Here is a 22,310-nt window from a genome sequence, read left to right as displayed (position 1 = left end):
CAAGGAGGGGATCTATGATGAAAGCAAAGACGAAAAGCACCGCGGTCAATAACGACTGATGGCCAATCAGGCATCGAGGCCCGCGGAGACCGCAGCGGAAAGTGATCGCATCGGTTTCTTCGGCAAGGTCCCCAGCCATGGCGACTTCATTTCCGACGGGCTTGAACGGGAGCTGATCGGGACATTTGACGACTGGATGCGATCCGGCCTGCACGCCTGCGCGGACCTGTTTTCAGGCCGATGGCCCGAAATATTCACGTCATCGCCGCCCATACGCTTCATCATCGAAAGCGGCATATGGGGAAACTGTGCCTATGCCGGTGTGCTGGTGCCCAGTGCAGACCGGGTGGGACGCAAATATCCGCTTGCCATCATTGCCCAGCTCAATAGCTTCCGGAAACATCCGAGAACGCTTTATCTCGACGACACCTGGTTCATGGCCGCCGAGGCGCTGGCCGAGACATCCATGACGGGCGATTTCGACATGTCCCGGTTTAACACCTCCGTTAAAAAACTGCGCCTGCCAAAACCACGGGAAGAGGATGACGCCCCGGAAATGGTGCGCGGCCGCGCACCGAGCAGCCTCTGGTGGCGCATCGATCCCGTCAGCCGCCGCGCCCGCGGCCTCAAATTCGACGGCAAACCGAAAGCTTCCGATTTCCTGCGCCTCTTCAGTGACATGGCGGGCAAGGGCGAAGAGGACGGCTCGACACCCGTACAGACGCGGGAAAGTGCGAGACAAAAAACTCCGCCCGTAATGACGCCTGCGCCCGCACCGCCAACGGAACAGCCGTCGTCGCTCATCTACAGCTATGCCACGCACCCGGGAACACGGTTTTCCCTGAATGCGGATTCGCTCTTCGTTTCCCAGAGCCCTGCCCTCTTTGCCATAGCAGATGGACAGGGAGACACGCACAGCGCCGTGGAAGCAGCGCGTCTGGCCACAAATATTCTTGCCGAGACCCCCGATGCCGAAAGCCCCGAGGTGATGGCGCAGCAGATCAGGGGAAAGCTCGGCACCGTCAACAGCCTGCTTCTTTCCCGGCAAACCATGGGCGCTGACGGCAGGCCGATGGCAAGCGTCATCATTGCCTCCATTATCGGCCGCAGGGTGAGTGTCCTGTGGTCCGGCGACGCGCGCGCCTATCTCCTGAAAAACGGAACCATGCACCAGCTTTCGCGCGATCACGTCGTTGTCGGCATGAAAAGGCAGCTCTCGCAATGTGTCGGCCTTTCCCAGCAGTTCCGCCCGGACATCGTCGGGGAAGACTGGGGTTCGCAGGACAGGCTGCTCCTGTGCAGCTATCCGCTGGTACAAATCCTGAAGGAGCGGGCCATTGCCGAGATTGTCGGCGACACCCCGATCAAGGATTGCGCCAGCGCCCTGATCCAGGAAGCATTGATCGAGGACGCACGCGAGAATGTCAGCGCCATCGTGATTGGAAACCGGCTTGAGCAAGGGTAAACAACCGGGCGACGGGTCAGTCTATCCGCAGGTTGCCGAGCGCTTCTCCGATCTGTGGCAAACCATCCGCCATGACGGCACGCGGGAAAGGCCAGCCGAAGAACAGAAAGACCTGATCGATCAGGTCAGAAATGCGCTGGACCGGAAAATCTCGCATTTTTCCGGTGCGAAACCCGGCTGGATCGCCGACAGTTTTGCCCTCGACCGGATTGCCTACGAAAGCGAAAACACGCTGCTGTTGCAGGTGCGGCACCGCGATCTCGGCTCTCTTCACGCCCTGAAAACCACGCCGCCGGCGTTGAGAAACGATGCGGCGCTGCTGCAAAGATTACGCGAGGAGGCGCAGCTCGGCCTGACATTGCGCCATCCTTGCCTGGTGGAAACATCGGCCCTGCTGAGACTGGCCGATGGCCGACCGGGCCTGTTGCAGCCATGGTTTCCGCAATCATTGGCGTCGCTTGCATCGCAGCGGCCGGTTAGCGCGCCACAGGCGATCACAATCCTTCGCCGCCTGCTGGAAGGACTGAGCGCCATACATGCACGGGGATATGTCCACTGCGATGTCACGCCAGCCAATATTCTCCTGGAGGACGGCGATTTTGAAACGGGCAGGCTTGGCGATTTCGGCATTGCGCTGGAGATCGGCCAAAAACACGCAGATCGGGGCATGAGCTTTGCCGCCTCGCGCGAATTTGCAGCGCCGGAACGGATGCGGGACGCAACCGCGAAGCCGGATCAGGATATATTCTCCGTGGGGCGGCTTGCCCGGCGGCTTATCGCTACGGATGAGATGCGAACAACGCAAAGGCTGGCGGATTTTGCGGACGCCTGTTGCCACGACGAACCCGCGTCGCGGCCGCAATCGGCGATGGAAGCGCTACAGCTTCTGTAGCGCTTCACTCGTCAGTTGCCGCTGCCGGGAAGCGGTGCTGCCGCCGTCGGCACGCTCTTCTGGAACACGGTCAGGAGCTTGGCCGAATCCACCAGCGGCGCGTTGCTGGCATAGAGCACATCGCCCTTCTGCATCTGGAAGAGCTGCATGAGGGCAATGCTGGAAGCATCGCGCATATTGACGTGATAAATCACCGGCCGCATGGTCGTGGCCGTCGCGACCGGGCCTTTCGCGCCCGATACGGTTGCCGACGGCACCTGAATGATCTCGTTGCGGAAGACATAGACATTGCGCGCGTCCGCACGGTCATCCAGCAATCCGCCGGCGCGGCCGACAGCCTGAGCGAGGGTCAGTTTTCCGGCTTCGAACTGGAATTCGCCGGCGCTCTTGAAAGCACCGAGCGCGGTGTAGCTCGCCGCATCGCCATCGATCATGATCTGATCGTCCGGCGACAGGCGGATATTCTGGCGGTCCTCCCGCATGACGCGGTCAAGCGGCGCGCTCGCCCTGTGCGAGCCGCGAACAACGGTAACCGTGGCAGCGCCCGGAGCGACGGTCGGGCCACCAGCCTGATTGAGCGCATCGAGCACCCGCTCCTGACGGGCGGTGAGCGTTATTTTTCCGGGATTTTTCACCGCACCGCTCAGCATGACGGCGCTTGTCGGCTTGTCGACGACGGTGACGACGGCCTGCGGGTTCACGGCCGATCCCTTGAGCCCGGCAACGACCTGCGATTGCAGCCCCTCGGGCGTCGAATCCACCACCCTCTGCTTGCCGACGAAGGGGATATTCACCGATCCGCTCTGGTCCACCGTAAAGCGTCCAAGATTGAGCGTCTTGCTTTGCGTCGGGGAGAAAAGCCCGTCTTCGCCGGTATCGAGCACGGTGATGTCGATCACGTCGCCGCGACGCAATCTCTGGGCGTTGTAACCGGTGTTGCGAAGTGCTGTGAGGCCGGGGCCGGAGGCATTCTGCAGGCTTCCGGCGGATACCGTCGCCGCCGGTGCATTCGCCAGCTCGATGACGGGGATTTTTTCGTTGGTTCGAGGGAAAGTCGCAGATCGGATATTGCCTGCGGTCGGTCCGTCAGATGGCTTTGCACATGCGCTCAAAAGAGCCACCAGCAAAACCGCCCCCAACTTTTTCATCCCTCATCCCCTTGATGATTCAACCTGACGCAGAGATAACATCCAGACACGTCATCGCAACAACTTTAGCGGTTGCAATTTAGCGAAAACTTGTCTTCCGGAGAAAAGGTGTGACCATTCCGCAACCTTTTCGGAACCGCCTGCCGCAAACCCCAACAATGTACCGATGAGAAATGACCGGTCCTCACCGACTGGCACCGGCCAGCGACATTCGATGGAACGGTTTTGCAGTCGGGGAGTTTGTTTTCTGCAAACCAAGACAGGAGCAAGAACAATGGATCACACCAATCACGTACGCCTGGTTGAAACCGAACTGACGCCGTCCGTTCTTGAAGGCGCCACCGTTTATGGTGCAGACGATCACAAGGTCGGCAAGGTGGATCATGTCCACGGCGTCGGGGCCGGCAGCACCGCCATCATCGATGTCGGCGGCTTTCTTGGTATCGGCGCAAAGCCGGTCGCAGTGCCGCTCAGCGATCTTGATTTCATGCGGGATGAGGACGGCGATGTCCACGCGGTCACTTCATGGACCAAGGACCAGCTGAAAGAAATGCCCGAGCATCGTCATTAACAGCATTGTCATTCATTAGGAGGAGCGCCCGGCTTTTTGCCGGGCGCTCTTTATTTTCGGGCAGGTGTTTGCGCATCAGCTCCCCGCAAATGTCAAACGGCGAGGAAACCGCCATCGACCGGCAATACTGCGCCGGAAATCATGCGGCTGTCATCCGAAAGGAGCAGCGCGATGCTCTGAGCCACCTCTTCCGCTTCGGCAAACCGGTTGAGCGGATGGCGAACCATCATCGGCTGGCTTTTCGCCGGATCGTTCCATGCTTCCGCGGCCAGTTCGGTGAGGGTGATGGTGGGCGCAACCGCGTTGACGCGGATGCCGTGCGGGCCAAGCTCCTTGGCAAGAACGCGGGTTGCCCCTTCCAGCCCGGCCTTGGACGCCGCGTAGCAGAGGTGATCCTGAAAGCCGCGGTGACCGGCGATGGAAGTGATGTTGACGATGGCGCCGCCGCCGCCCTTCGCAACGCGGGCGCGGGCAAATTCCTGACATGCGACCAAGGCCGCGCGCAGGTTGATACCGAGGACGGCTTCATAACCCGCATCGCTCATATCCAGCACGCTTTCGAGCACGTTGATGCCGGCGCTGTTGATCAGGAAATCGCAAGGGCCGGCTTCCTTCATGGCGGCGCGGGTGGCCGCGACATCGGCAAGATCGACGCGGATCGAACGGCCGCCGATTTCACTTTTCAGGCTGTCGAGATCGGACTGGGTGCGGCTGATCGCCACCACTTCCGCACCGCGCGCGGCCATCAGGCGAGCGCAGGCGCGGCCGATGCCTTTGCCTGCGCCAGTGATGATGACGGATTTTCCGGAAAACTGCATGGAATCCTCTTTATTTTGCGGCCATGACGGCCGGATGATCTAAACTTTTGACAGCGCTCAGGAATGGCTGGCAGAACGAATGGCGCGCGCCGCATTTTGCAGCGCCAGAAACGCGTCGTAACGCGCCTGATGAACCTTCTGAAAATCTGGATCTGGCGCAGCACAGCTGTCGATACGCGACATCGCGGGCATGGCGACCATCAGGTCCCGATAGGTTCCGGCGGCGACGGCACCCAGCATGGCCGAGCCGAGAAGCACAGGCTCCTCGCATTCAGTCAGTTCCACGGGAAGCCCCGTCGCGTCCGCCAGCAGCTGCCGGGCTAGCGGATGCGCACCCGCCCCGCCGCTGACGCTGATGGTTTCCACCGACGCACCATTGCGGGCCTGCGTTTCGATGATCTGGCGAAGTCCATAACCGAGGCCGAGAAGGCCGGCCACATAAAGCGCCACAAGGGAATCCACGCCGGTCTCGGTCCCGTAACCGGCGATGACGGCGCGGGCATGGGGATCGGCAAAGGGCGCGCGGTTACCGAGAAATTCCGGCACCACGTGAAAATCCTCGGCGATCTTTACGGTAGCGGAAGCGGATGCGGCAAGATTGAGCGCCCGGTCAGCGAGCCATACCGGCAAGGCTTTGCCTTCCCTGTCGGCAAGCGCCTTCGCCGCTGCATAGGCCGGGTGCAGCTGCACCAGGTAATCGATGGCAGCGCCGGCAGCGGACTGGCCGCCTTCATTGAGCCACGCGCCAGGAACCATGGCCGAATAATAGGGTCCCCAGACGCCGGGCACGAAGGCGGGTTCGGCGGTGGTCGTCATGGTGCAGGACGAAGTGCCGAAAACATAACCGAGGCATCGCGACGCATCGCCGCCCGCGGCCACCGTGCCGACGCCGCCGGCATGGGCGTCGATCAGACCTGCCGCAACCGCAGTGCCCACAACCAAACCCATGGCTTTTGCCGCGTCTTCCGTCAAACCGTTACCCAGCGCCGTGCCGGGATGGACGACGCTTTGACCGATGCGGCGAAAGCCCTGTTCGGCGAGATCGCCAAGCCCGATGCGGGTGAAATATTCCGCATCCCAACGGTTTTCATGGGCAAGATAAGTCCATTTGCAGGTCACCGTGCAGGCGGAGCGATCAAGCGCGCCGGAGGCCTTCCACGTCAAAAAGTCCGTGAGGTCGAAGAAGTGCTCTGCCCGGGCATAGATGTCCGGCCTGTTTTCGCTGAGCCACAGCAGTTTCGGCGTCTGCATTTCCGGGGAAATACGGCCGCCGACATATTTCAGCACGGCGTGTTCGCCGGCATTGATGCGCTCCGCCTGTTCGACGGCGCGGTGATCCATCCAGACGATGATGTCGCGCTCGGGATGATCGGGCGCGCCAACCGGCAGGGTCTCGTCTTCCGGTCCACGCACCACCAGCGAGCAAGTGGCATCGAAACCGATACCGGCGACCTCGGCGGGATCGATGCCGGCACGGGAAACGCTTTCCCGAACGCTGTCGCAAACGGCCTGCCATACTTCGCCGCTCGATTGTTCGGCAATGCCGCCATCCTCGCGATGCATGCTGATCGGGCGTTTGGCGGTGGCGAGAAGCTTGCCCGCGACATCGAAGACACCGGCCCGCGCCGAGCCGGTCCCGACATCGACGCCAATCAGATACGAAGCCATTTGCGATACTCCTCGGAGCGGATCATCCGGTGCTTGAACAGGGTTGAACGGCGGGACCATTTCCGGTCTTTCCGCCGCTCCAGAGATTTTTAAACGCGGTCGAAGTTGGTCGGCAAGACCAGCATGTCGCGGATGGTGACCGTGCGCTTGCGCGTCAGCATGTAGACAACGGCATCGGCCACTTCGCTCGCGTCGATAAGGCTGCCGGATTCCTTGGCTTTGCGGAGATTTTCCTCCGGCCAGTCCGCCAGAAGCGCGGAAACGACCGGGCCCGGCGAGACCTGCGCGACACGCACGCCGTGCGGGATCATCTGGCGGCGCATGCCCTGCACGAAGCTGGTGATCGCCCATTTCGAACCCGAATAGACCGGCTCCCAATAGGTCGGAAAGTGGCCGGCAATCGAGCAGGTGACGACGATATCGCCGGTCTTGCGCTCCGACATATGCGGCACGACGGCATGGACGTTCTTCATGACGGCGTTGACGTTGAGATTGAGCATCTTGTCGATGGCTTCCGGCGTCGTCTCGGTGAGATCGCCGCCGATATAGGTGCCGGCGTTGCAATAGAGAATGTCGATATGATCGACCTTCTTGAGGATCTCGGGGATCATGGCGTTGCAGCTGTCGGCATCCAGCAGATTGGTGACCTGCGGGATGGCGCGGTCGCCGAGCTTGGTAGCGAGTTCATTCAAGGCTTTCTCATTCCAGTCGACCATGACCACGGTTGCGCCCTGCTCCAGCAGCGCTTCGGTGGTGGCAAGCCCGATGCCGGATGCGGCGCCGGTGATGACCGCAATCTTGCCTTGCAGCGATTCAGACATTTAATTCTCCTGCGTTTATGAAGATGTTTCCGGGCCGGCTTAGCGCCATTCGCGCCCGATATAGATGGCCAGCAGAATGATGCCGCCCTTGATGACATCCTGCAGATAGGGGTTGATACCCATCAGATTGAGGCCGTTATTGAGGATGCCGAGCAACACCGCACCAATCAGCGTGCCGAGAATGAGACCCCTGCCGCCGGCAATCGCCGTGCCGCCGAGAACGACCGCTGCGATGGCGTCCAGTTCGAAGCCGACGCCGGCATTCGGCTGACCGCTCATCAGGCGACCCGTAAGGATAAGCGCGGCGAAAGCGGCCGTCACACCCGAAATGCCATAGACGGCGAGCTTGACGCGCTGGGTCTTCACGCCCGAAAGACGCGCCGCCAACTCGTTTCCGCCGAGAGCATAGACATGGCGGCCGAAAGCCGTGCGCTGCAACAGCACCCAGGCGATGGCATAGATCACCACCATGATGACGACCGGCACCGGAACGACACCGATACGGCCGACGCCGAACCAGGAGATCCAGCTCGGAATGCCGCTGACGGGGTAGCCGCCAGAATAGATGAGGCCAAGGCCACGGGCCATGCCCATGGTGGCGAGCGTGACGATGATGGCGGGCATCTTGCCCCAGGCGACGAGCGCCCCGTTGAAGATGCCGATGCCGAGACCGATGAACAGGCCGGCCGGCAAAGCAACCGCGGGAGACAGGCCGGTATTCACCATAAGCCCGGCCGACAGCGTGCCGACAAGCGCCATGACCGCACCGACCGACAGGTCGATGCCGCCGGTGAGGATGACGAAGGTCATGCCAACAGCGAGAATGCCGACGACGGAAACCTGCCGCAGCACGTTCATGATGTTGTTGAGGCTGAAGAAATTGTCGCTCGCAAGCCCCATCAGGATCGATACGACAATCAGGCCCGCCAGAGGCAGGGCAAGCGGCGAACGCAGCATGGCACTGAGACTAAAACCGCCCGTTTTCGCGGCAACGCCGGTGTTTGCATCAAGCAACATGTTCAACTCTCCCGGTGGTGGCGTTTGTCATTATTGTTTCTGAATTAATGTCTTCGCCCTCGACGGTGGCGACGATGCCGCCGGAACGGAAGACGCAGACCCTGTCGGACATGCCGATCACTTCCGGCAGCTCCGAGGAGATCATGATGATCGAATGGCCCCTGGCGGCGAATTCCCGCATCAGCGCATAGATTTCCGCCTTAGCGCCAACATCGATGCCGCGTGTCGGCTCATCGAAGATCAGCACGCGCATGTCATGGTTCAGCCAGCGGGCGATGACGATCTTCTGCTGGTTGCCGCCCGATAGCGTGTCGACGCGCGCATAAGGCCCCTGCGCCTTCACCTGCACCTGCGCCATGGCCTTTGTCGTGTGTTCCAGTTCCTTTTTGAGATCGAGGAACCAGTGGGCCTTGCGGTATTTGCGGTAATTGTTGAGTGAAATATTCTGCAGAATGGAGAAGCTGGTGATCAGCCCCTCCTCCTTGCGGCTTTCCGGCAGCAGGCCAATGCCGCGCATCAGCGCTTCATCAGGCCCGGAAAAACGCGTGTCCACGCCATCAACCCTGATCTTGCGGCGCGAGGCGGAATGCGCGCCGAGCATGGCGAGAACCGTTTCCGTGCGGCCCGAGCCGACAAGTCCGGCAAAGCCGAGAATTTCGCCCTTGCGCAGCGCAAAGCGCGACACCGGGCCGCCCTTCTTCAATTGCAGCTCCACCTCGATCACCTTTGCGGCGGAAGGATCGAGCTCTGGCTTCGGCGGGAAACTGGCTTCGATGCGCCGGCCGACCATCATCTCGACCAGACGGTCATTGTCGACCTCCGACGTCAGGCAGGAACCGATAAGCTCACCATCGCGCAGAACGGTGATGCGGTCGCAAATCTCGAATATTTCTTCGAGGTGGTGCGAAATGAAGATGATTGCCACGCCCTGACGGCGCAACTCACGCATGACCTTGAACAGATGTTCGGTCTCGGAAGGCGTCAGCGTGGCCGTCGGCTCGTCGAGCACGAGAATGCGGGCATCCAGTGACAGCGCCTTGGCGATTTCGACAAATTGCTGCTGGGCGACGGAGAGCCGATGCACTGGCACATCAAGCGGTACATCCACGGCCAGACGGCTCATGATCTCGGCCGCGCGCTTGCGCATCGCGCCCTTGTTCAAAAGGCGAAGCGGCCCGCGGATTTCGCGGGCAAGAAACATGTTTTCAACGGCATTAAGATAGGGGATCAGGCTGAATTCCTGAAACACGATGCCGACGCCGGCGGCAATCGCCTCATCGTAATTGGCAAAGCGGCGATCCTTGCCGTCAATGCGGATCGTTCCTTCGGATGGCTGCAAAATGCCGCACAGGATTTTCATCAGCGTCGACTTGCCAGCGCCGTTTTCTCCCAGAAGCGCATGCACCTCACCGGCGCGCGCCTCTAGGTCGACGCCGCGCAGGACTTCGATCTTGCCAAAGCTTTTTCTTATTCCATTCAGTTCCAGCATTTCACCCTCCTCAATGGTCGGGATTTAACCCCGCCCCCATACGAGATGGGGACGGGGCCTGGGAGGAGTTCTTACCAGCTGAACTCGCCGGCGTTCTTGCTATCGACGACCATAACGTCGATCGGGACTTCCTTCGGCACGACGCGAGCGCCCCACTTCTGGGCGAGCGCCATGGCAAGGCCAACGCGAACCTGGTCACGCGGGAACTGCGCGGTGGTTTCGATGAAAGGACCACCCTCGGCAATCGCCTTCACAGCTTCCGGAGCACCGTCGACCGAGGTCAGCTTGATGTCCTTGCCGGAACCCTGGATCGCAGCCAGAGCGCCCATCGCACCGCCATCATTCACAGAGAAGATACCGGCGAGGTTCGGACGCGACTGGATCATGTTTTCAACGACGCCGAGAGCAACGGAGCGGTCCTGACGGCCGTTCTGCGTATCGACGAGCTTGATCTCGGGGAATTCGGCGAGAGCCGCCTTGCAGCCTTCGACGCGCTGCAGGATCGGAACGACCGGAATACCGTCGAGAATGGCGACCTCACCCTTGCCGCCGAGCGCGTCACCGAGATGCTTGCACGACTTGTAGCCCGCGTCACGGTTCTTCGAGCCAACGAAGGTGTCGACCGGGCCGTTTGCGTTGGCGTCTACAGCAACGACGATTACACCGGCAGCCTTGGCAGCGTGAACGGCGGCTTCGATGCCGGCGCTGTCGGTCGGGTTGAGAAGCAGGATGTCGATCTTCTGCTGGAGCATGTCTTCAACGTCAGAAATCTGCTTGGCCACATCGTGGCCGGCATCGGTCACGACAACGTCAGCGCCGATACTTGCTGCGGCTTCCTTCAGCGCTTCCTGCATCGACACGAAATAGGGGTTGTTCAGCTCCTGGAAGGTCATGCCGATCTTCAGCTTTTCCTGCGCCAGCGCCGGAGCGGCCATCATTGCAATTGCGGCTGTCGCCATCAGAAACTTGGATTTCATTTTCATCTCACTCTTCCTCCCGGTTGGAAAATTGGGGCAACAAGACCCCGTTTCCGGACAGCCATCTGCCCGAATTCTTAGAAATTGGCGATGTGTCGCTGGTTTAATCCGCCATGACCGCTGCCTTCTGGGCTGCGAATATTGTGCGGAACCTCGACGGCGACATTCCCTTCAATTTCAGGAAATGCCGGTTGAAATTCGAAAGATTGGAGAAGCCCACATCGTAGCAGACCTCCGCCACCTTGACCTCCTGATCCGCCAGCAGCATCTGGCAGGCAAGATCGATGCGTAACTGATTGCGATACCGCACCAGCGTCGTTCCCGTGTGACGCTTGAAGGCGCGGGAAAAGGCGCTCTGGCTCTGGCCCACCATGTCGGCGAGGTCGATTTCCTCGACCTGTTCGGTCAGGTGCTGGCGCAGATGCGACAGCGCGCGGTTGATGCCGCTGTCGCCGATGCCGGTCAGGTCCAGCTCGTAGCTCAGGCTTGCAAGCACCTCGGAAGACGGCGCGTTGACCAGCAGATCGAGAATTTCCCAGAAAAGCGCGAGCCGCGTCAGCCCCTGCGCCTCGATCAGCCGAAGGATCAGCGGACGAACGCGATCGCTTGTCTCATCGTCGAACAGAATGCCGCGGCGGCTGCGGTCCAGCAGCGCACGCACCACCTCCATCTCCGACATGGAGGCGCAGGCATCCTCGATAAAAGCCTCCGGAAACTGGATCACGAGAGAGCGTGTCGGCACGATTTCGTCCGGCTCGATCTCGCTGATCCAGTTCTGGGGGAGATTGGGACCGGTCATGATGAGCTGACCGGGGCCGAAACGGCCGACGAAATCGCCGATATAAAACGTGCCTGACGTGGCGACGACCAGATGGATTTCGTATTCGGGATGATAATGCCAGCGCACGGTGCGGAACGGATAGCCATGCCGCCAGGCGGCGAAGGATTCGCCCTTGCGGATGTGCACCAGTTCCAGATCGGGCTGCATCATAGTTCCTCCCATCACTCGCGTCCGCCGTATTTGCGGACAGGAGCCATTTCCTCTTTATGGCTCGTCCCAGGCGTTGATGAGGAGCATATGGCGGGCGGCTGCGGTACATCCACATCACGCCGAAGAAATTGCCGATACTTTTTTGACTCTTTTTTGTCGAAAATTGAAGAGTGGCCCGAAAGGGCTGACCATAAACGCGGCGATGGGACCGATTTTTCCGCTCAATTTGGCGTGATGCGCTCAAACAATGCGCAACCAGAAGCGATTTTCGTTGAAATTTTGACGTGTAGCCTGCCGGATGCCGGCAGGCTACACTCATACTTTTCCGCAACGTCTTTGCCGCTCAATCATCAGCGGCTGGCTTCGTTACTGCGGCATCACGATCTGCAGTTTCACATCCGTTTCCCGTGCTTCAACCGCACGGTCGAAACCGGCAATGCTGTCTTCAAAGGGAATGGTCGCGGAAATCAACGGCTTCAGATCAACCTTGCCGGAGGCGATGAGCGCAACGGCCCGGTCGTAAACATTGGCATAACGGAAAACCGTTTCGACCCGCAGTTCCTTGGCCTGCAGGCCGACAATATCGACCGGAACCGGATCGACGGGCATGCCGACCAGCACGATCGCGCCGCCCGGCCGCGCCAGCTTTGCCATGCCAAGCACGGCGGGTGCTGCGCCGGAGCATTCGAAGACGATATCGCAGCCCCAGCCGTCGGTCGCCGCCGAGACGGCCTCGGCGAGATTGCGTTCGCGGATGTTGACGGTTTCGATGCCATCATATGCACCGATGATATCGAGCTTCGGCTGGGCGAGATCGGCAACGATGACCTTGGCGCAACCGCCGGCAAGCGCCGCCAGCGCCACCATCATGCCGATCGGACCTGCCCCCGTGACGACAGCAATATCGCCCGGCTGGATACGTGCCCTGAGCGCTGCCTGCATGCCGATGGCAAAGGGTTCGACCATGGCGCCTTCGGCAAAGGACACATTGTCGGGCAGCCTGTAAGTAAAGGCGGCGGGATGAATGACCTCAGGCGTCAGGCAGCCATGGATGGGCGGCGTCGCCCAGAAGCGGACAGCCGGATCGACATTGTAGATGCCGAGCTTGGAGGCGCGTGATGTGGGGTCGGGAATGCCGGGCTCCATGCAGACGCGGTCGCCCACCTTCAGATGCGTCACCTCGTCGCCGGTCTCGATCACCGTTCCCGAAGCTTCGTGGCCAAGCACCATGGGCGCGTTGACGACGAAATGGCCGATTTTGCCATGGGTATAATAATGAACGTCTGAGCCGCAGATGCCGACCGTATGGGTGCGGATGCGCACATCCTTCGGTCCGAGTTCACCGGATCCGGCTCCACCGGGAATATCAAAATCCCTGAGCGAGAGCTTGCCTTTTTCTTCCAGCACCAGTGCCTTCATCTCATCCTCCGTGGTTTGCGATACGCCTGGCAGCGAATTCAGTGAGCGTGATGGCGTGCAACCCCGGCAAAAGTAAACAGAAATCGGCCGGAGCGGCCGGTTTTTCTTCACTCCGGAAAAACTGTATCGGACAGCCCACGATTTCTCATCATCCGCGGCGCGACACGATCCTTAAGAGGCAGGAAAACCGGCATGATTCGTCCGCCCATTTCGCGATCATCGCGTGCTTGAAAGCCTCTGGGACCGGTAAACCCGTTCGCTCACATTTTTTCGCCGGGCAACACGCTTGCCTGTCTCACCCACTCCACGAACTGCGCTTCGTCAAACGCATCCTCGTGGATATCGAGGTAACGGACTTTCGGATGTTTGGAGGCGCCGGGCGGCAAGGGCTGCAAGGATGCGCCGTTAAGGAAGGTCACCTTGATATATTTCGTAAAGCAGTGAAGGCTGAGGAACCAGATATCGTCCTCCATGCCGTACAAGGGCGAATTCCACTTCACAGCCTTGCGCACACCGGGCACGGCACCTTCGATCAGCCTGTCGATACGGCCACCGACCGCGCTTTTCCAACCCGGCATGGCGGCGATATAGGCCTGCACCGGGGTGTCGCCATATCCTTTTGCAATCTGGGGATTGCCGCCCGACAAAAGCTTCGGCGTCGCAACCGATGGCTCGCTTCCGGAGACTTTGTCTGACTTCTTGCCGACCATCACCTTGGCCTCATGGGTGTCACAACAAATGCTACCAATAACATGATCTGTGTCTATTCCAGATCTTTCTACACATTTTCCGTGATGATCGCCTCGCCGACCCGGAATAACAGATCGGCAGCTGTGCGGGTCAGTCTTTCCTGACCCGCAATCCCTCCAGAAAGGTCCGGAAACTGCCGACAGCCCGTTTCGAGGTCGTTTCCGGGTCGTCGGAATTGGCTATCCATTGGGCGGCGCTGCTGCTCGCCGCATTGATGAAGCGGGCGCATGCCTCCGGATCGATGTCGCCGATGGTGCCTTCTTCCCGGAGCGCATCCAGGCTTCGGGCGACAGCCGAGATACAGCCATTGGCATTCGGCCAGCGCGACGGATCGCCGAGCACGGCCGGTCCGTCACGAAACATGATCCGCTGGATTTCCGGTTCGAGGGCCATGCGCACATAACCCACATTCTCCTCGACGAAACCCTCCCATCGGGTCGCGGCCCTTGAGGAGATGTCGCAGAGCCTCTTCGTCATCTCCGCATCGATCTCGGCCACGACCGCCAGCAACAGGCCTTTCTTGTCGCCGAAATGGTGATAGAGCGCGCCACGGGTGAGACCGGCTTCGGCGGTGAAGTCGTCCATCGACGCTTCCGCATAACCGATGCTGCCAAAGGCCTTGCGGCCGGCAGCCAGAAGCTTCGCCCGCGTCTCGGCAATCATTTCACTGCGAGGTTTGCGCATTTCTTCTCCATTCTCCACATACGACGCGTATATTAGTTGACATACGCGTCGTATGCAATTATCTCATTCACATACGCCACGTATGTATGTGGTGGACACCCTTAGAACAAGGTGCATCCCGATGTCTAATCCATACAGAGAAATTTTCCGGGCTCCAGGCGCAAAAGGCTTTTCCGCCGCCGGTTTTTTCGCTCGCCTTCCCATTGCCATGGCGCCGATCGGCATCGTCGCCATGCTTTCCCAGACTCACGGTGAATATTGGCTGGCCGGCGCCGTCTCAGCAACCTTCGCATTGACCAACGCCGCCCTCTCCCCGCAAATCTCCCGTCTGGTGGACCGCAAAGGACAGAGCAAGGTCCTCATCCCCGCCACCATCGTCTCGGTCATCGCCTTTGCGGCGCTGATTATCGCGACAAATCAGAGATGGCCGGCCTGGACGCTGTTCCTTTCCGCCTTCCTCGCCGCCGCCATGCCGAGCATTCCCGCCATGATGCGCGCCCGCTGGACGGAAATCTTCCGCGACCGGCCGGAGCTGAACACTGCCTTCGCCTTTGAATCCGCCGCCGACGAACTTGTGTACATCTCCGGCGCGTCGCTTTCCGTTGGCCTTGCGGTTTCGCTCTTTCCGGAAGCGGGCATGATGATCAGCACCACCTTCCTGGCGCTCGGCACCTTTGCTTTCCTCCTGCAACGCTCGACCGAGCCCAAGGTGCGGCCGGTTGAAAGCGGCCGCCGGCAGCGTTCGGCCATCTTCCTGCGGCCGGTCCAGATCATCACGCTTGCGCTGATCTTCGTCGGCTCCACTTTCGCCACGGCCGAGGTGAGCGCCGTCGCAATCACCAAGGCGCTCGGCCAACCGGAAGCCGCCAGCCTCGTCATCGGCGTCTATGCCATCGGCTCCTTCGTGGTCGGCCTCATTCTCGGCGCGCTCAACCCCAAAATGCCGCTGCAACGGCAATTGCTCATCGCCGTCAGCGTGCTTGCACTCACCGCCCTGCCGCTGCTTGTCGCCAACATCTCGGTAGCACTCCTCGCTTTCGCCGTTTTCCTCAGCGGCGTTGCAATCTCGCCGATTTTCATCACCTCATTCGGCCTGATCGAACGCCGCGTGCCGGAATCGATGCTGACGGAAGGCGTGACCTGGGTGATGACCGGAATCGGTATCGGCATGGCGCTCGGCGCCTTCGTCTCCGGCTGGGTGATCGACAATTTCGGCCCGGATAACGGTTTCTGGGTCTCCGTCGCCGCAAGCCTTTCGACAGTCGCCATCATCGCGCTCGGCCAGCGCAGCCTCTCCGGAGATCGCGGACGGTCCGGCCCGGTAGCTGCAATGCAGCAGCCCGCGGAGTAAGAACAGAGGATCAAGGTCATCCCGGGCGAGAAGCCGCTCGGGATAAACCCGAATTTTCATGGGCTGGAACTGCGCATTCAGCCCATGCGTTCGGATACATGTTCTCCGGGAGACGCGGGAAAAACGACCGTCCTGTTTCCGTTCAGGAAGACCCGGTGATGAATGTGGGCGTGGATGGCCCGTGCAAGCACCTGGCTTTCCACATCCCGGCCGAGGCTGACATAATCCATCGCGCTCTGGGCATGGGTCACGCGGATCGTATCCTGCTCGATGATCGGTCCTTCGTCGAGATCGGCGGTCACGTAGTGGGCGGTAGCGCCGATCAGCCGCACGCCGCGCTCATAGGCTTGTTTATAGGGATTGGCGCCCTTGAAAGACGGCAGGAAAGAATGGTGGATGTTGATGATACGGCCAGACATTTCCTGACATAGCCGGTCCGACAGGACCTGCATGTAGCGTGCCAGCACCACGAGCTCCGCTCCGGTATCCTGCATCACCTGCAGGATCGCGGCTTCCGCCTCGGGCTTCGTTTCCGGCGTGACACGAATGTGGTGAAACGGAATATCCTCATTCACCACCTGCTTCTGGTAATCCAGATGATTGGAAATTACGGCGACGATCTCGACCGGCAGCGCACCGATGCGGGAGCGATACAGCAAATCGTTCAGGCAATGACCGAAGCGCGAGACCATGATCACGACCTTCGTCTTTCGCGAAAGGTCATGAATGTCATAATCCATATCGAAATCGGCCGCGACGGGCCCGAACCCGTCAAGCAGCGTATTGCGTCCCGATCCCTGTTCGGAAACGAAGCTCAGCCGCATGAAGAAGCGGTCGGTCTCCTGGTCGGTGAATTGCGAACTGTCGTTGATGTTGCAGCCGGACCGGGCAAGATAACCGGAGACGGCGGCGACGATGCCGCTGCGCGCCGGGCATGCGACTTTCATGATATAGGTGGTCAAATCCTGCTCCCCTGGGTCTTTGCCGCGCGGACGGATCGCCCGCGCTTTCGCGCCGATTGCCGATGAACCGCCGGCCGTGGCCAGGACGGCGATTGAGACTTGCCGAAGCCCGGCAGGGCCGCTTACGAACCGTAGATCGGGAAGGCGTCGCAAAGCGCTGCAACTTGCGCCCGCACGTCGGCCTCGACTGCGGCGTCACCCTCGGCATTCGCCGCCAGCGCATCGATGACACGCAGAATCAGCGCACCGATCTGTTCGAATTCGGCGACGCCAAAGCCGCGCGTGGTGCCGGCGGAGCTGCCGAGCCGGATACCCGAGGTGACGAAGGGCTTTTCCGGGTCGTTGGGAATGGCGTTCTTGTTGCAGGTGAGCCCCGCCCGCTCCAGCGCGATTTCGGCGATCTTGCCGGTCACGCCTTTCGGGCGCAGATCGACCAGCACCATATGGCTGTCGGTTCCGCCAGAGACGATCCCCAGCCCACCATCGGTCAGTACCTTCGCCAGCGCCTGTGCGTTGGCGATGACCTGGCCGGCGTAATCGGAAAATTCCGGGCGCAGTGCCTCGCCGAAAGCCACGGCCTTGGCGGCGATGACATGCATCAGCGGGCCACCCTGATTGCCGGGGAAGACCGCCGAATTCAGCTTCTTGGCGAGATCGGCATCGTTGGTGAGGATCACGCCGCCGCGTGGGCCGCGCAACGTCTTGTGGGTGGTGGAGGTGACGACATGGGCGTGCGGCACGGGGTTCGGATATTTGCCGCCGGCGATCAGACCGGCATAATGGGCCATATCGACCATAAGGTAGGCGCCGACTTCGTCGGCTATTTTGCGGAAGCCGGCAAAATCGATCTGGCGTGGATAGGCAGATGCGCCCGCCACGATCAGCTTCGGCCTCGTTTCCAACGCTCGCGCGCGCACCTTCTCCATGTCGATCAGATGCGTCTCGGCATCGACCTCATAAGAAACGACATCGAACCACTTGCCAGACATCGTCACCGGCGAACCGTGGGTCAGATGACCGCCATGGGCGAGCGACATGCCCATGATCCGGTCGCCCGGCTGCAGCAACGCCAGGAACACCGCCTGATTGGCCTGCGCGCCGGAATGCGGCTGCACATTGGCGAATTCCGCGCCGAAGAGCTGCTTCAGCCGGTCGATGGCGACCGCCTCGACCTTATCGACGAATTCGCAGCCACCGTAATAACGCTTGCCGGGATAACCCTCGGCATATTTGTTGGTCAGCACCGAGCCTTGCGCCGCCAGAACATCGGCGGAGACGATGTTTTCCGAAGCGATCAGCTCGATCTGCGTCTTCTGGCGATCGAGTTCCTCGGCGATGGCGTCGGCGATCACCGTGTCCGAAACGGTATTATGTGACAGTCGGTTGAGCATTTTTTCTCCTCCGGATCAGGCGATGTCCGCCGCAAGTTCCTTGCAGCCGGTTTCAAGCAAATGGCCAAGATGCCACACGAAACTGTTCCAGACATCCATGCGGAAACGGTTCTCCGCATCGCGCCACAGCACCACGGTCACGCCGTCGAAAATCGTCCGGCGGCCCTCGCCGACGGCAATCGTCTCGATGTCGCGGGGGCAGCCCAGCGTCAGCAGTTCGGAAGCCCGCGGACCCTCGATCAGCAGCGTCACCTCGCGCCCGGAAATATCGACGAGGCTGTGCGGATGGCTGGCATAAATGCCCGCGCAGGCGGCGATCAGCCGGCCGGTTTCGGTGATCGGCGCAAGGATGGTCCATTCATCCGGGCCAAGCCGCAGCGTCTCGGTTTCGCCGGAAGCGGCGCGAGCGCCGATCCGCTCGGGCAAGGTCACGCCAAGGGCGGCGTTGAGCGGGGCCAGATCGCCGCGCGCCCTGAGCGACAGCCGCGCCGGCGCGGCCAGGACGCTGACCTTGGCAGCTTTGCTCTCGGCCAGTACGCCTGGAACGGGGGAGGAAACGCGCATGTTCATTGTCATCTCCAACTTCAGATTTTCAGGCGGGTGTTTTCGGGATCGACAAAGACCATCCCGGTGATTTTCGCGGCGATGGTGCGGTCCAGCATCGGAATATAGACGGTCTCGCCCATCCGCTCATGCCCGCCTTCGACCAGGGCGAGCGCGATCGGCTGGCCAACGGCGTCCGAATGATAGGACGAGGTCACATGCCCCACCATTTTCATCGGGATCGGTTGTTTGGGATCGAAGACGATCTGCGCGCCCTCTTCCAGCTTCGAGCGGTCTTCCGTCAGAAGGCCGACGAGGTGGCGGCGGCCCTTGGCGGCGAGATCGGGGCGGGCAAGCCCGCGCTTGCCGACGAAATCGGGCTTGTTCTTGCCCACGGCCCAGCCCATCGCCGCATCGTAGGGCGTGACCGTGCCATCGGTATCCTGGCCGACGATGATGTAACCCTTTTCGGCGCGCAGCACATGCATGGTTTCCGTGCCGTAAGGCGTGATGCCATATTGCTGGCCGGCCTCCCACAGGATTTCCCACAGCTTGCGGCCGAGCGGCGCCGGCACATTGACCTCGAAGCCGATTTCGCCGGTAAACGACACCCGGAATAGCCGCGCCGGCATGCCGGCCACGGTGCATTCCACGCAGGACATATGCGGGAACGCCTCTTCCGTCAGTTCGACACCTTCCACCAGAGGCGCGAGCAGCTTTGCCGCATTCGGGCCGTTCAGCGCAATGGTCGACCACTGTTCGGTGGTCGAGGTCAGCCAGACATTGAGATCGGGCCATTCGGTCTGGAGGTAATCCTCCATCATGTTCAGCACGCGGGCGGCGCCGCCGGTCGTGGTGGTGACATGGAAACGGTCCTCGGTCATGCGGCCGATAACGCCATCGTCGCGAATGAAGCCGTCATCGCCGAGCAGCAGGCCATAACGGCAGCGGCCGGCGGCAAGCTTCGTCCACGGGTTGGTATACATGCGGTTCATGAACTCGACCGCATCGGGACCGACAACCTCGATCTTGCCGAGCGTCGAGGCATCGAAAATACCAACGCTCTGGCGCACCGCCCGGCATTCACGGCTGACCGCGGCATCCATGTCTTCGCCCGGCTTCGGGAAATACCAGGCGCGACGCCATTGCCCGACCGGCTCGTAAACCGCGCCGTGCTCCTCAGCCCAACCGTCGATCTGCGTCTTGCGCGTTACTTCGAAATGCGCACCGCGGTGATAACCCGCAAAAGCGCCGAAGGTCGTTGGCGTATAAGGCGGACGGAAGGTGGTCAGTCCCACCTGCGGCTGGCGCTTGCCCAGCGCTTCCGCCGCGATGTTGAGACCGTTGATGTTGGACATCTTGCCCTGATCGGTCGCCATGCCGTTGGTGGTGTAGCGCTTGACATGCTCGATGGAACGCATGCCCTCACGCACGGCGAGCCGCAGATCCTTGGCGGTCACGTCGTTCTGGTAATCCACGAAGGCCTTGGCCTTGCCGGCATCGCGGTCGCTCGGCAGTTCCGTGTGCGAGACGCCGCTGCCGGTACGGTCATGTTCCACCGCATGGCTGGAACTATTGGCGACCTTGCCGAGTGCGGCGGCGACTTCGCGACCCCGTTCCGCACCGTCCTTCAGCGCGGCCTCGATGCCCCACAGCCCTCGCCCGGCCCCGGCAATCACGCAATCCTCGTTAGTGAGGGCAGGAAGGAACGTAGTCCGCTCGTCGTCCCAGGCGATCTTGCCCTGCGTATGGGAAAAGAGATGCAGCGACGGCGTCCAGCCGCCCGACATCAGCACGGCATCACAGGCAATCTCCTGTCCCGCACCGACCGACGCGCCACTAACCGCATTGACCCGGACGGACTTGACCCGCAGCCGGCCCGAGGTCGCCGTGACCGTATGCGACAGCTTGACCGGAATGCCGAGCGCGCGCGCTTCGTTCACCAGTTCCTCGCGCACCTTGGCGCGGGTATCGACAATGGCCTGAACACGCGCGCCCGCACCGTGAAGATCGAAGGCCGCATACCAGGCGCTGTCATGGCTCGTCACCACCACCGGCCGGTTGCCGACCTTGACGCCGTAACGGTTGAGATAAGTCTGGGCGGCGCCCGCCAGCATCACGCCCGGCCGGTCGTTGCCGTGGAAGATCAGCGGCTTTTCCAGCGCGCCCTGCGCCAGCACCACCTGGCGTGCCCGAACGCGCCACAGGCGTTCGCGCGGCACATCCTTCGGTACGGTCTCGAGATGGTCGGTCAGCTTTTCGCAGAGGCCGATCATGTTCTGGTGGTAATAGGCAATCGCCGTCGTGCGGGTCATGACCCTGACGCCGCGCTCCTTCAGCGCCTTCAACTCATCCGCCAGCCAGTTCCATGCGGGCTTGCCGTCGATCTTCGCCTGCGGCTCCGACAGCAGCGTGCCACCGGCTTCGGCATTTTCATCGACCAGCACGACCTTGAGACCATCGACCGCCGCCGCACGCGCCGCCGCAAGACCGGCAGGACCGGCGCCGACGATCAGCACATCGCAATGCAGGTTGCGCGAGGCATAGGTGTCGGGGTCCTCCTCCGTCGGCGAAACGCCGAGACCCGCGGCCGCGCGGATGAAGGGCTCATAGACCTTGTTCCAGAAGCTCTTCGGCCACATGAAGGTCTTGTAGTAGAAGCCCGCCGAAAACAGCATATAGGCCATGTCGTTGACCGCGCCGATATCGAATTTCAGGCTCGGATATTTGTTCTGCGAGGTGGTTTCCAGCCCGTTCCAGATTTCCTGCACCGTGGCGCGGGTGTTCGGCTCGAAACGTTCGGCGCTGCGGCGGGTGCCGATCAGCGCATTCGGCTCTTCGGAACCCGCCGCCACCGGGCCGCGCGGGCGGTGGTATTTGAACGAGCGGCCCATCAGATGCACACCATTGGCGAGAAGCGCGGAGGCGACCGTATCGCCCTTCACGCCGCGATAGGTCTTGCCGTCGAAGGTGAAGCTCACGGAGCGGACGGCATCCACACGGCCACGGCCGGAAACGCGATAGGAGTTCATTTCGACACCTCGGAACTGGCTGGTGCACGGGTCAGGGAAGAAAGTTCAGGACGCGGCTCGCCCGCCCGATAGGTCGTGAGGAAACGGTCGCTCACCGTGTCGCGCACGGCGTTGAAGAAGCGGCCGCATCCATGCAGGTGCCGCCAGCGCTCGAAATGCGGACCTTTCACGTTTTCGCGGATGAACAGGAATTCCTCCCATTGTTCATCGGTCTGCGACGAGGGATCGGCGGCGCGGCTAATATGGGCCTGCCCGGCATAGGTGAATTCGGCTTCGGGCAGTGTTTCGTTGCAATAGGGGCAGCGGATCAGCAGCATGGTT

General features: G+C 61.2%; 20 protein-coding genes. 4 read left to right on the top strand and 16 right to left on the bottom strand.

What is annotated here, in order from left to right; all coding sequences use genetic code 11:
• Nucleotides 1–58 precede the first annotated feature (58 nt).
• Complete coding sequence (gene tagF, locus F3H58_RS17660; RefSeq protein ID WP_149743090.1) at nucleotides 59–1,465, top strand: type VI secretion system-associated protein TagF; 1,407 nt, start codon at nucleotides 59–61, stop codon at nucleotides 1,463–1,465.
• Nucleotides 1,452–2,357, top strand: coding sequence for a protein kinase domain-containing protein (locus F3H58_RS17655; RefSeq protein WP_149743089.1), 906 nt, complete (start codon nucleotides 1,452–1,454; stop codon nucleotides 2,355–2,357). Before tagF ends, F3H58_RS17655 begins: the two co-directional genes overlap by 14 nt.
• 11 nt (nucleotides 2,358–2,368) lie before the next feature.
• On the opposite strand, the gene F3H58_RS17650 is transcribed toward F3H58_RS17655, so the two are convergent.
• Nucleotides 2,369–3,505, bottom strand: a complete 1,137-nt coding sequence (locus F3H58_RS17650) for a polysaccharide biosynthesis/export family protein (RefSeq protein ID WP_125146534.1) — start codon at nucleotides 3,503–3,505, stop codon at nucleotides 2,369–2,371.
• Nucleotides 3,506–3,779: 274 nt separating this feature from the next.
• Here F3H58_RS17650 and F3H58_RS17645 point away from each other — a divergent pair, with 274 nt between their 5' ends.
• A complete protein-coding gene (locus tag F3H58_RS17645; RefSeq protein ID WP_078052845.1) occupies nucleotides 3,780–4,076 on the top strand; it encodes a PRC-barrel domain-containing protein in 297 nt (98 codons plus the stop codon).
• A 92-nt stretch (nucleotides 4,077–4,168) separates the two neighbouring features.
• On the opposite strand, the gene F3H58_RS17640 is transcribed toward F3H58_RS17645, so the two are convergent.
• From F3H58_RS17640 to F3H58_RS17595, 10 genes are all read right to left on the bottom strand, one after another.
• Nucleotides 4,169–4,894 (bottom strand): SDR family oxidoreductase, encoded by a 726-nt coding sequence (locus tag F3H58_RS17640; RefSeq protein ID WP_020812313.1) that lies wholly within the window; start codon nucleotides 4,892–4,894, stop codon nucleotides 4,169–4,171.
• A 57-nt stretch (nucleotides 4,895–4,951) separates the two neighbouring features.
• Nucleotides 4,952–6,562: an FGGY-family carbohydrate kinase gene (locus F3H58_RS17635; RefSeq protein WP_149743088.1), complete on the bottom strand. Its 1,611-nt coding sequence runs from the start codon at nucleotides 6,560–6,562 to the stop codon at nucleotides 4,952–4,954.
• 89 nt (nucleotides 6,563–6,651) lie between these two features.
• On the bottom strand, nucleotides 6,652–7,383 hold the full coding sequence (locus tag F3H58_RS17630; protein WP_149743087.1) for an SDR family oxidoreductase: 732 nt from the start codon (nucleotides 7,381–7,383) through the stop codon (nucleotides 6,652–6,654).
• 39 nt (nucleotides 7,384–7,422) lie between these two features.
• Nucleotides 7,423–8,400, bottom strand: a complete 978-nt coding sequence (locus tag F3H58_RS17625) for an ABC transporter permease (RefSeq protein ID WP_149743086.1) — start codon at nucleotides 8,398–8,400, stop codon at nucleotides 7,423–7,425.
• Nucleotides 8,390–9,889, bottom strand: a complete 1,500-nt coding sequence (locus F3H58_RS17620; RefSeq protein WP_149743085.1) for a sugar ABC transporter ATP-binding protein — start codon at nucleotides 9,887–9,889, stop codon at nucleotides 8,390–8,392. The genes F3H58_RS17625 and F3H58_RS17620 overlap by 11 nt, the downstream gene beginning before the upstream one ends.
• A gap of 71 nt (nucleotides 9,890–9,960) precedes the next feature.
• The gene (locus tag F3H58_RS17615) at nucleotides 9,961–10,872 is read right to left on the bottom strand and encodes an ABC transporter substrate-binding protein (protein ID WP_003522008.1); all 912 of its coding nucleotides are present in this window, start codon (nucleotides 10,870–10,872) and stop codon (nucleotides 9,961–9,963) included.
• A gap of 97 nt (nucleotides 10,873–10,969) precedes the next feature.
• The gene (locus F3H58_RS17610; RefSeq protein ID WP_080858199.1) at nucleotides 10,970–11,854 is read right to left on the bottom strand and encodes an AraC family transcriptional regulator; all 885 of its coding nucleotides are present in this window, start codon (nucleotides 11,852–11,854) and stop codon (nucleotides 10,970–10,972) included.
• Nucleotides 11,855–12,223: 369 nt separating this feature from the next.
• Nucleotides 12,224–13,276: an NAD(P)-dependent alcohol dehydrogenase gene (locus F3H58_RS17605; RefSeq protein ID WP_149743084.1), complete on the bottom strand. Its 1,053-nt coding sequence runs from the start codon at nucleotides 13,274–13,276 to the stop codon at nucleotides 12,224–12,226.
• 260 nt (nucleotides 13,277–13,536) lie between these two features.
• Nucleotides 13,537–13,986, bottom strand: a complete 450-nt coding sequence (locus F3H58_RS17600) for a DUF1801 domain-containing protein (protein WP_149743083.1) — start codon at nucleotides 13,984–13,986, stop codon at nucleotides 13,537–13,539.
• Between the two features lie 130 nt (nucleotides 13,987–14,116).
• Nucleotides 14,117–14,710 (bottom strand): TetR/AcrR family transcriptional regulator, encoded by a 594-nt coding sequence (locus tag F3H58_RS17595; RefSeq protein ID WP_020812322.1) that lies wholly within the window; start codon nucleotides 14,708–14,710, stop codon nucleotides 14,117–14,119.
• Nucleotides 14,711–14,831: 121 nt separating this feature from the next.
• Between F3H58_RS17595 and F3H58_RS17590 the strand changes: the two genes are divergently transcribed.
• On the top strand, nucleotides 14,832–16,061 hold the full coding sequence (locus tag F3H58_RS17590; protein WP_149743082.1) for an MFS transporter: 1,230 nt from the start codon (nucleotides 14,832–14,834) through the stop codon (nucleotides 16,059–16,061).
• Between the two features lie 77 nt (nucleotides 16,062–16,138).
• On the opposite strand, the gene purU is transcribed toward F3H58_RS17590, so the two are convergent.
• The 5 genes from purU to F3H58_RS17565 form a co-directional block, all read right to left on the bottom strand.
• Nucleotides 16,139–17,023, bottom strand: coding sequence for a formyltetrahydrofolate deformylase (gene purU / locus F3H58_RS17585; RefSeq protein ID WP_149743081.1), 885 nt, complete (start codon nucleotides 17,021–17,023; stop codon nucleotides 16,139–16,141).
• A 122-nt stretch (nucleotides 17,024–17,145) separates the two neighbouring features.
• Nucleotides 17,146–18,414 carry a serine hydroxymethyltransferase gene (gene glyA / locus F3H58_RS17580; protein ID WP_149743080.1) on the bottom strand — a complete coding sequence of 423 codons (1,269 nt, stop codon included), beginning with the start codon at nucleotides 18,412–18,414 and terminating at the stop codon, nucleotides 17,146–17,148.
• A 15-nt stretch (nucleotides 18,415–18,429) separates the two neighbouring features.
• Nucleotides 18,430–18,984 carry a sarcosine oxidase subunit gamma gene (locus tag F3H58_RS17575; RefSeq protein WP_188128972.1) on the bottom strand — a complete coding sequence of 185 codons (555 nt, stop codon included), beginning with the start codon at nucleotides 18,982–18,984 and terminating at the stop codon, nucleotides 18,430–18,432.
• Nucleotides 18,985–18,998: 14 nt separating this feature from the next.
• Nucleotides 18,999–21,989 (bottom strand): sarcosine oxidase subunit alpha, encoded by a 2,991-nt coding sequence (locus tag F3H58_RS17570; RefSeq protein WP_149743078.1) that lies wholly within the window; start codon nucleotides 21,987–21,989, stop codon nucleotides 18,999–19,001.
• Nucleotides 21,986–22,306 carry a sarcosine oxidase subunit delta gene (locus F3H58_RS17565; RefSeq protein ID WP_080853706.1) on the bottom strand — a complete coding sequence of 107 codons (321 nt, stop codon included), beginning with the start codon at nucleotides 22,304–22,306 and terminating at the stop codon, nucleotides 21,986–21,988. Before F3H58_RS17565 ends, F3H58_RS17570 begins: the two co-directional genes overlap by 4 nt.
• Nucleotides 22,307–22,310 lie beyond the last annotated feature (4 nt).

Origin of the sequence: Rhizobium sp. NFACC06-2, assembly GCF_900101425.1 — a bacterium.
GTDB lineage: Bacteria > Pseudomonadota > Alphaproteobacteria > Rhizobiales > Rhizobiaceae > Agrobacterium > Agrobacterium leguminum.
This window is presented reverse-complemented; position numbering and strand designations above follow the sequence as displayed.

Coding starts and splice junctions, on each gene's coding strand:
- F3H58_RS17565 (WP_080853706.1), bottom strand. CDS start 22,306: ATGCTGCTGATCCGCTGCCCCTATTGCAACGAAACACTGCCCGAAGCC.
- F3H58_RS17610 (WP_080858199.1), bottom strand. CDS start 11,854: ATGCAGCCCGATCTGGAACTGGTGCACATCCGCAAGGGCGAATCCTTC.
- F3H58_RS17630 (WP_149743087.1), bottom strand. CDS start 7,383: ATGTCTGAATCGCTGCAAGGCAAGATTGCGGTCATCACCGGCGCCGCA.
- tagF (WP_149743090.1), top strand. CDS start 59: ATGGCCAATCAGGCATCGAGGCCCGCGGAGACCGCAGCGGAAAGTGAT.
- F3H58_RS17570 (WP_149743078.1), bottom strand. CDS start 21,989: ATGAACTCCTATCGCGTTTCCGGCCGTGGCCGTGTGGATGCCGTCCGC.
- F3H58_RS17640 (WP_020812313.1), bottom strand. CDS start 4,894: ATGCAGTTTTCCGGAAAATCCGTCATCATCACTGGCGCAGGCAAAGGC.
- F3H58_RS17635 (WP_149743088.1), bottom strand. CDS start 6,562: ATGGCTTCGTATCTGATTGGCGTCGATGTCGGGACCGGCTCGGCGCGG.
- F3H58_RS17575 (WP_188128972.1), bottom strand. CDS start 18,984: ATGAACATGCGCGTTTCCTCCCCCGTTCCAGGCGTACTGGCCGAGAGC.
- F3H58_RS17620 (WP_149743085.1), bottom strand. CDS start 9,889: ATGCTGGAACTGAATGGAATAAGAAAAAGCTTTGGCAAGATCGAAGTC.
- F3H58_RS17605 (WP_149743084.1), bottom strand. CDS start 13,276: ATGAAGGCACTGGTGCTGGAAGAAAAAGGCAAGCTCTCGCTCAGGGAT.
- F3H58_RS17600 (WP_149743083.1), bottom strand. CDS start 13,986: ATGGTCGGCAAGAAGTCAGACAAAGTCTCCGGAAGCGAGCCATCGGTT.
- F3H58_RS17625 (WP_149743086.1), bottom strand. CDS start 8,400: ATGTTGCTTGATGCAAACACCGGCGTTGCCGCGAAAACGGGCGGTTTT.
- glyA (WP_149743080.1), bottom strand. CDS start 18,414: ATGCTCAACCGACTGTCACATAATACCGTTTCGGACACGGTGATCGCC.
- F3H58_RS17650 (WP_125146534.1), bottom strand. CDS start 3,505: ATGAAAAAGTTGGGGGCGGTTTTGCTGGTGGCTCTTTTGAGCGCATGT.
- F3H58_RS17595 (WP_020812322.1), bottom strand. CDS start 14,710: ATGCGCAAACCTCGCAGTGAAATGATTGCCGAGACGCGGGCGAAGCTT.
- F3H58_RS17615 (WP_003522008.1), bottom strand. CDS start 10,872: ATGAAAATGAAATCCAAGTTTCTGATGGCGACAGCCGCAATTGCAATG.
- F3H58_RS17590 (WP_149743082.1), top strand. CDS start 14,832: ATGTCTAATCCATACAGAGAAATTTTCCGGGCTCCAGGCGCAAAAGGC.
- F3H58_RS17645 (WP_078052845.1), top strand. CDS start 3,780: ATGGATCACACCAATCACGTACGCCTGGTTGAAACCGAACTGACGCCG.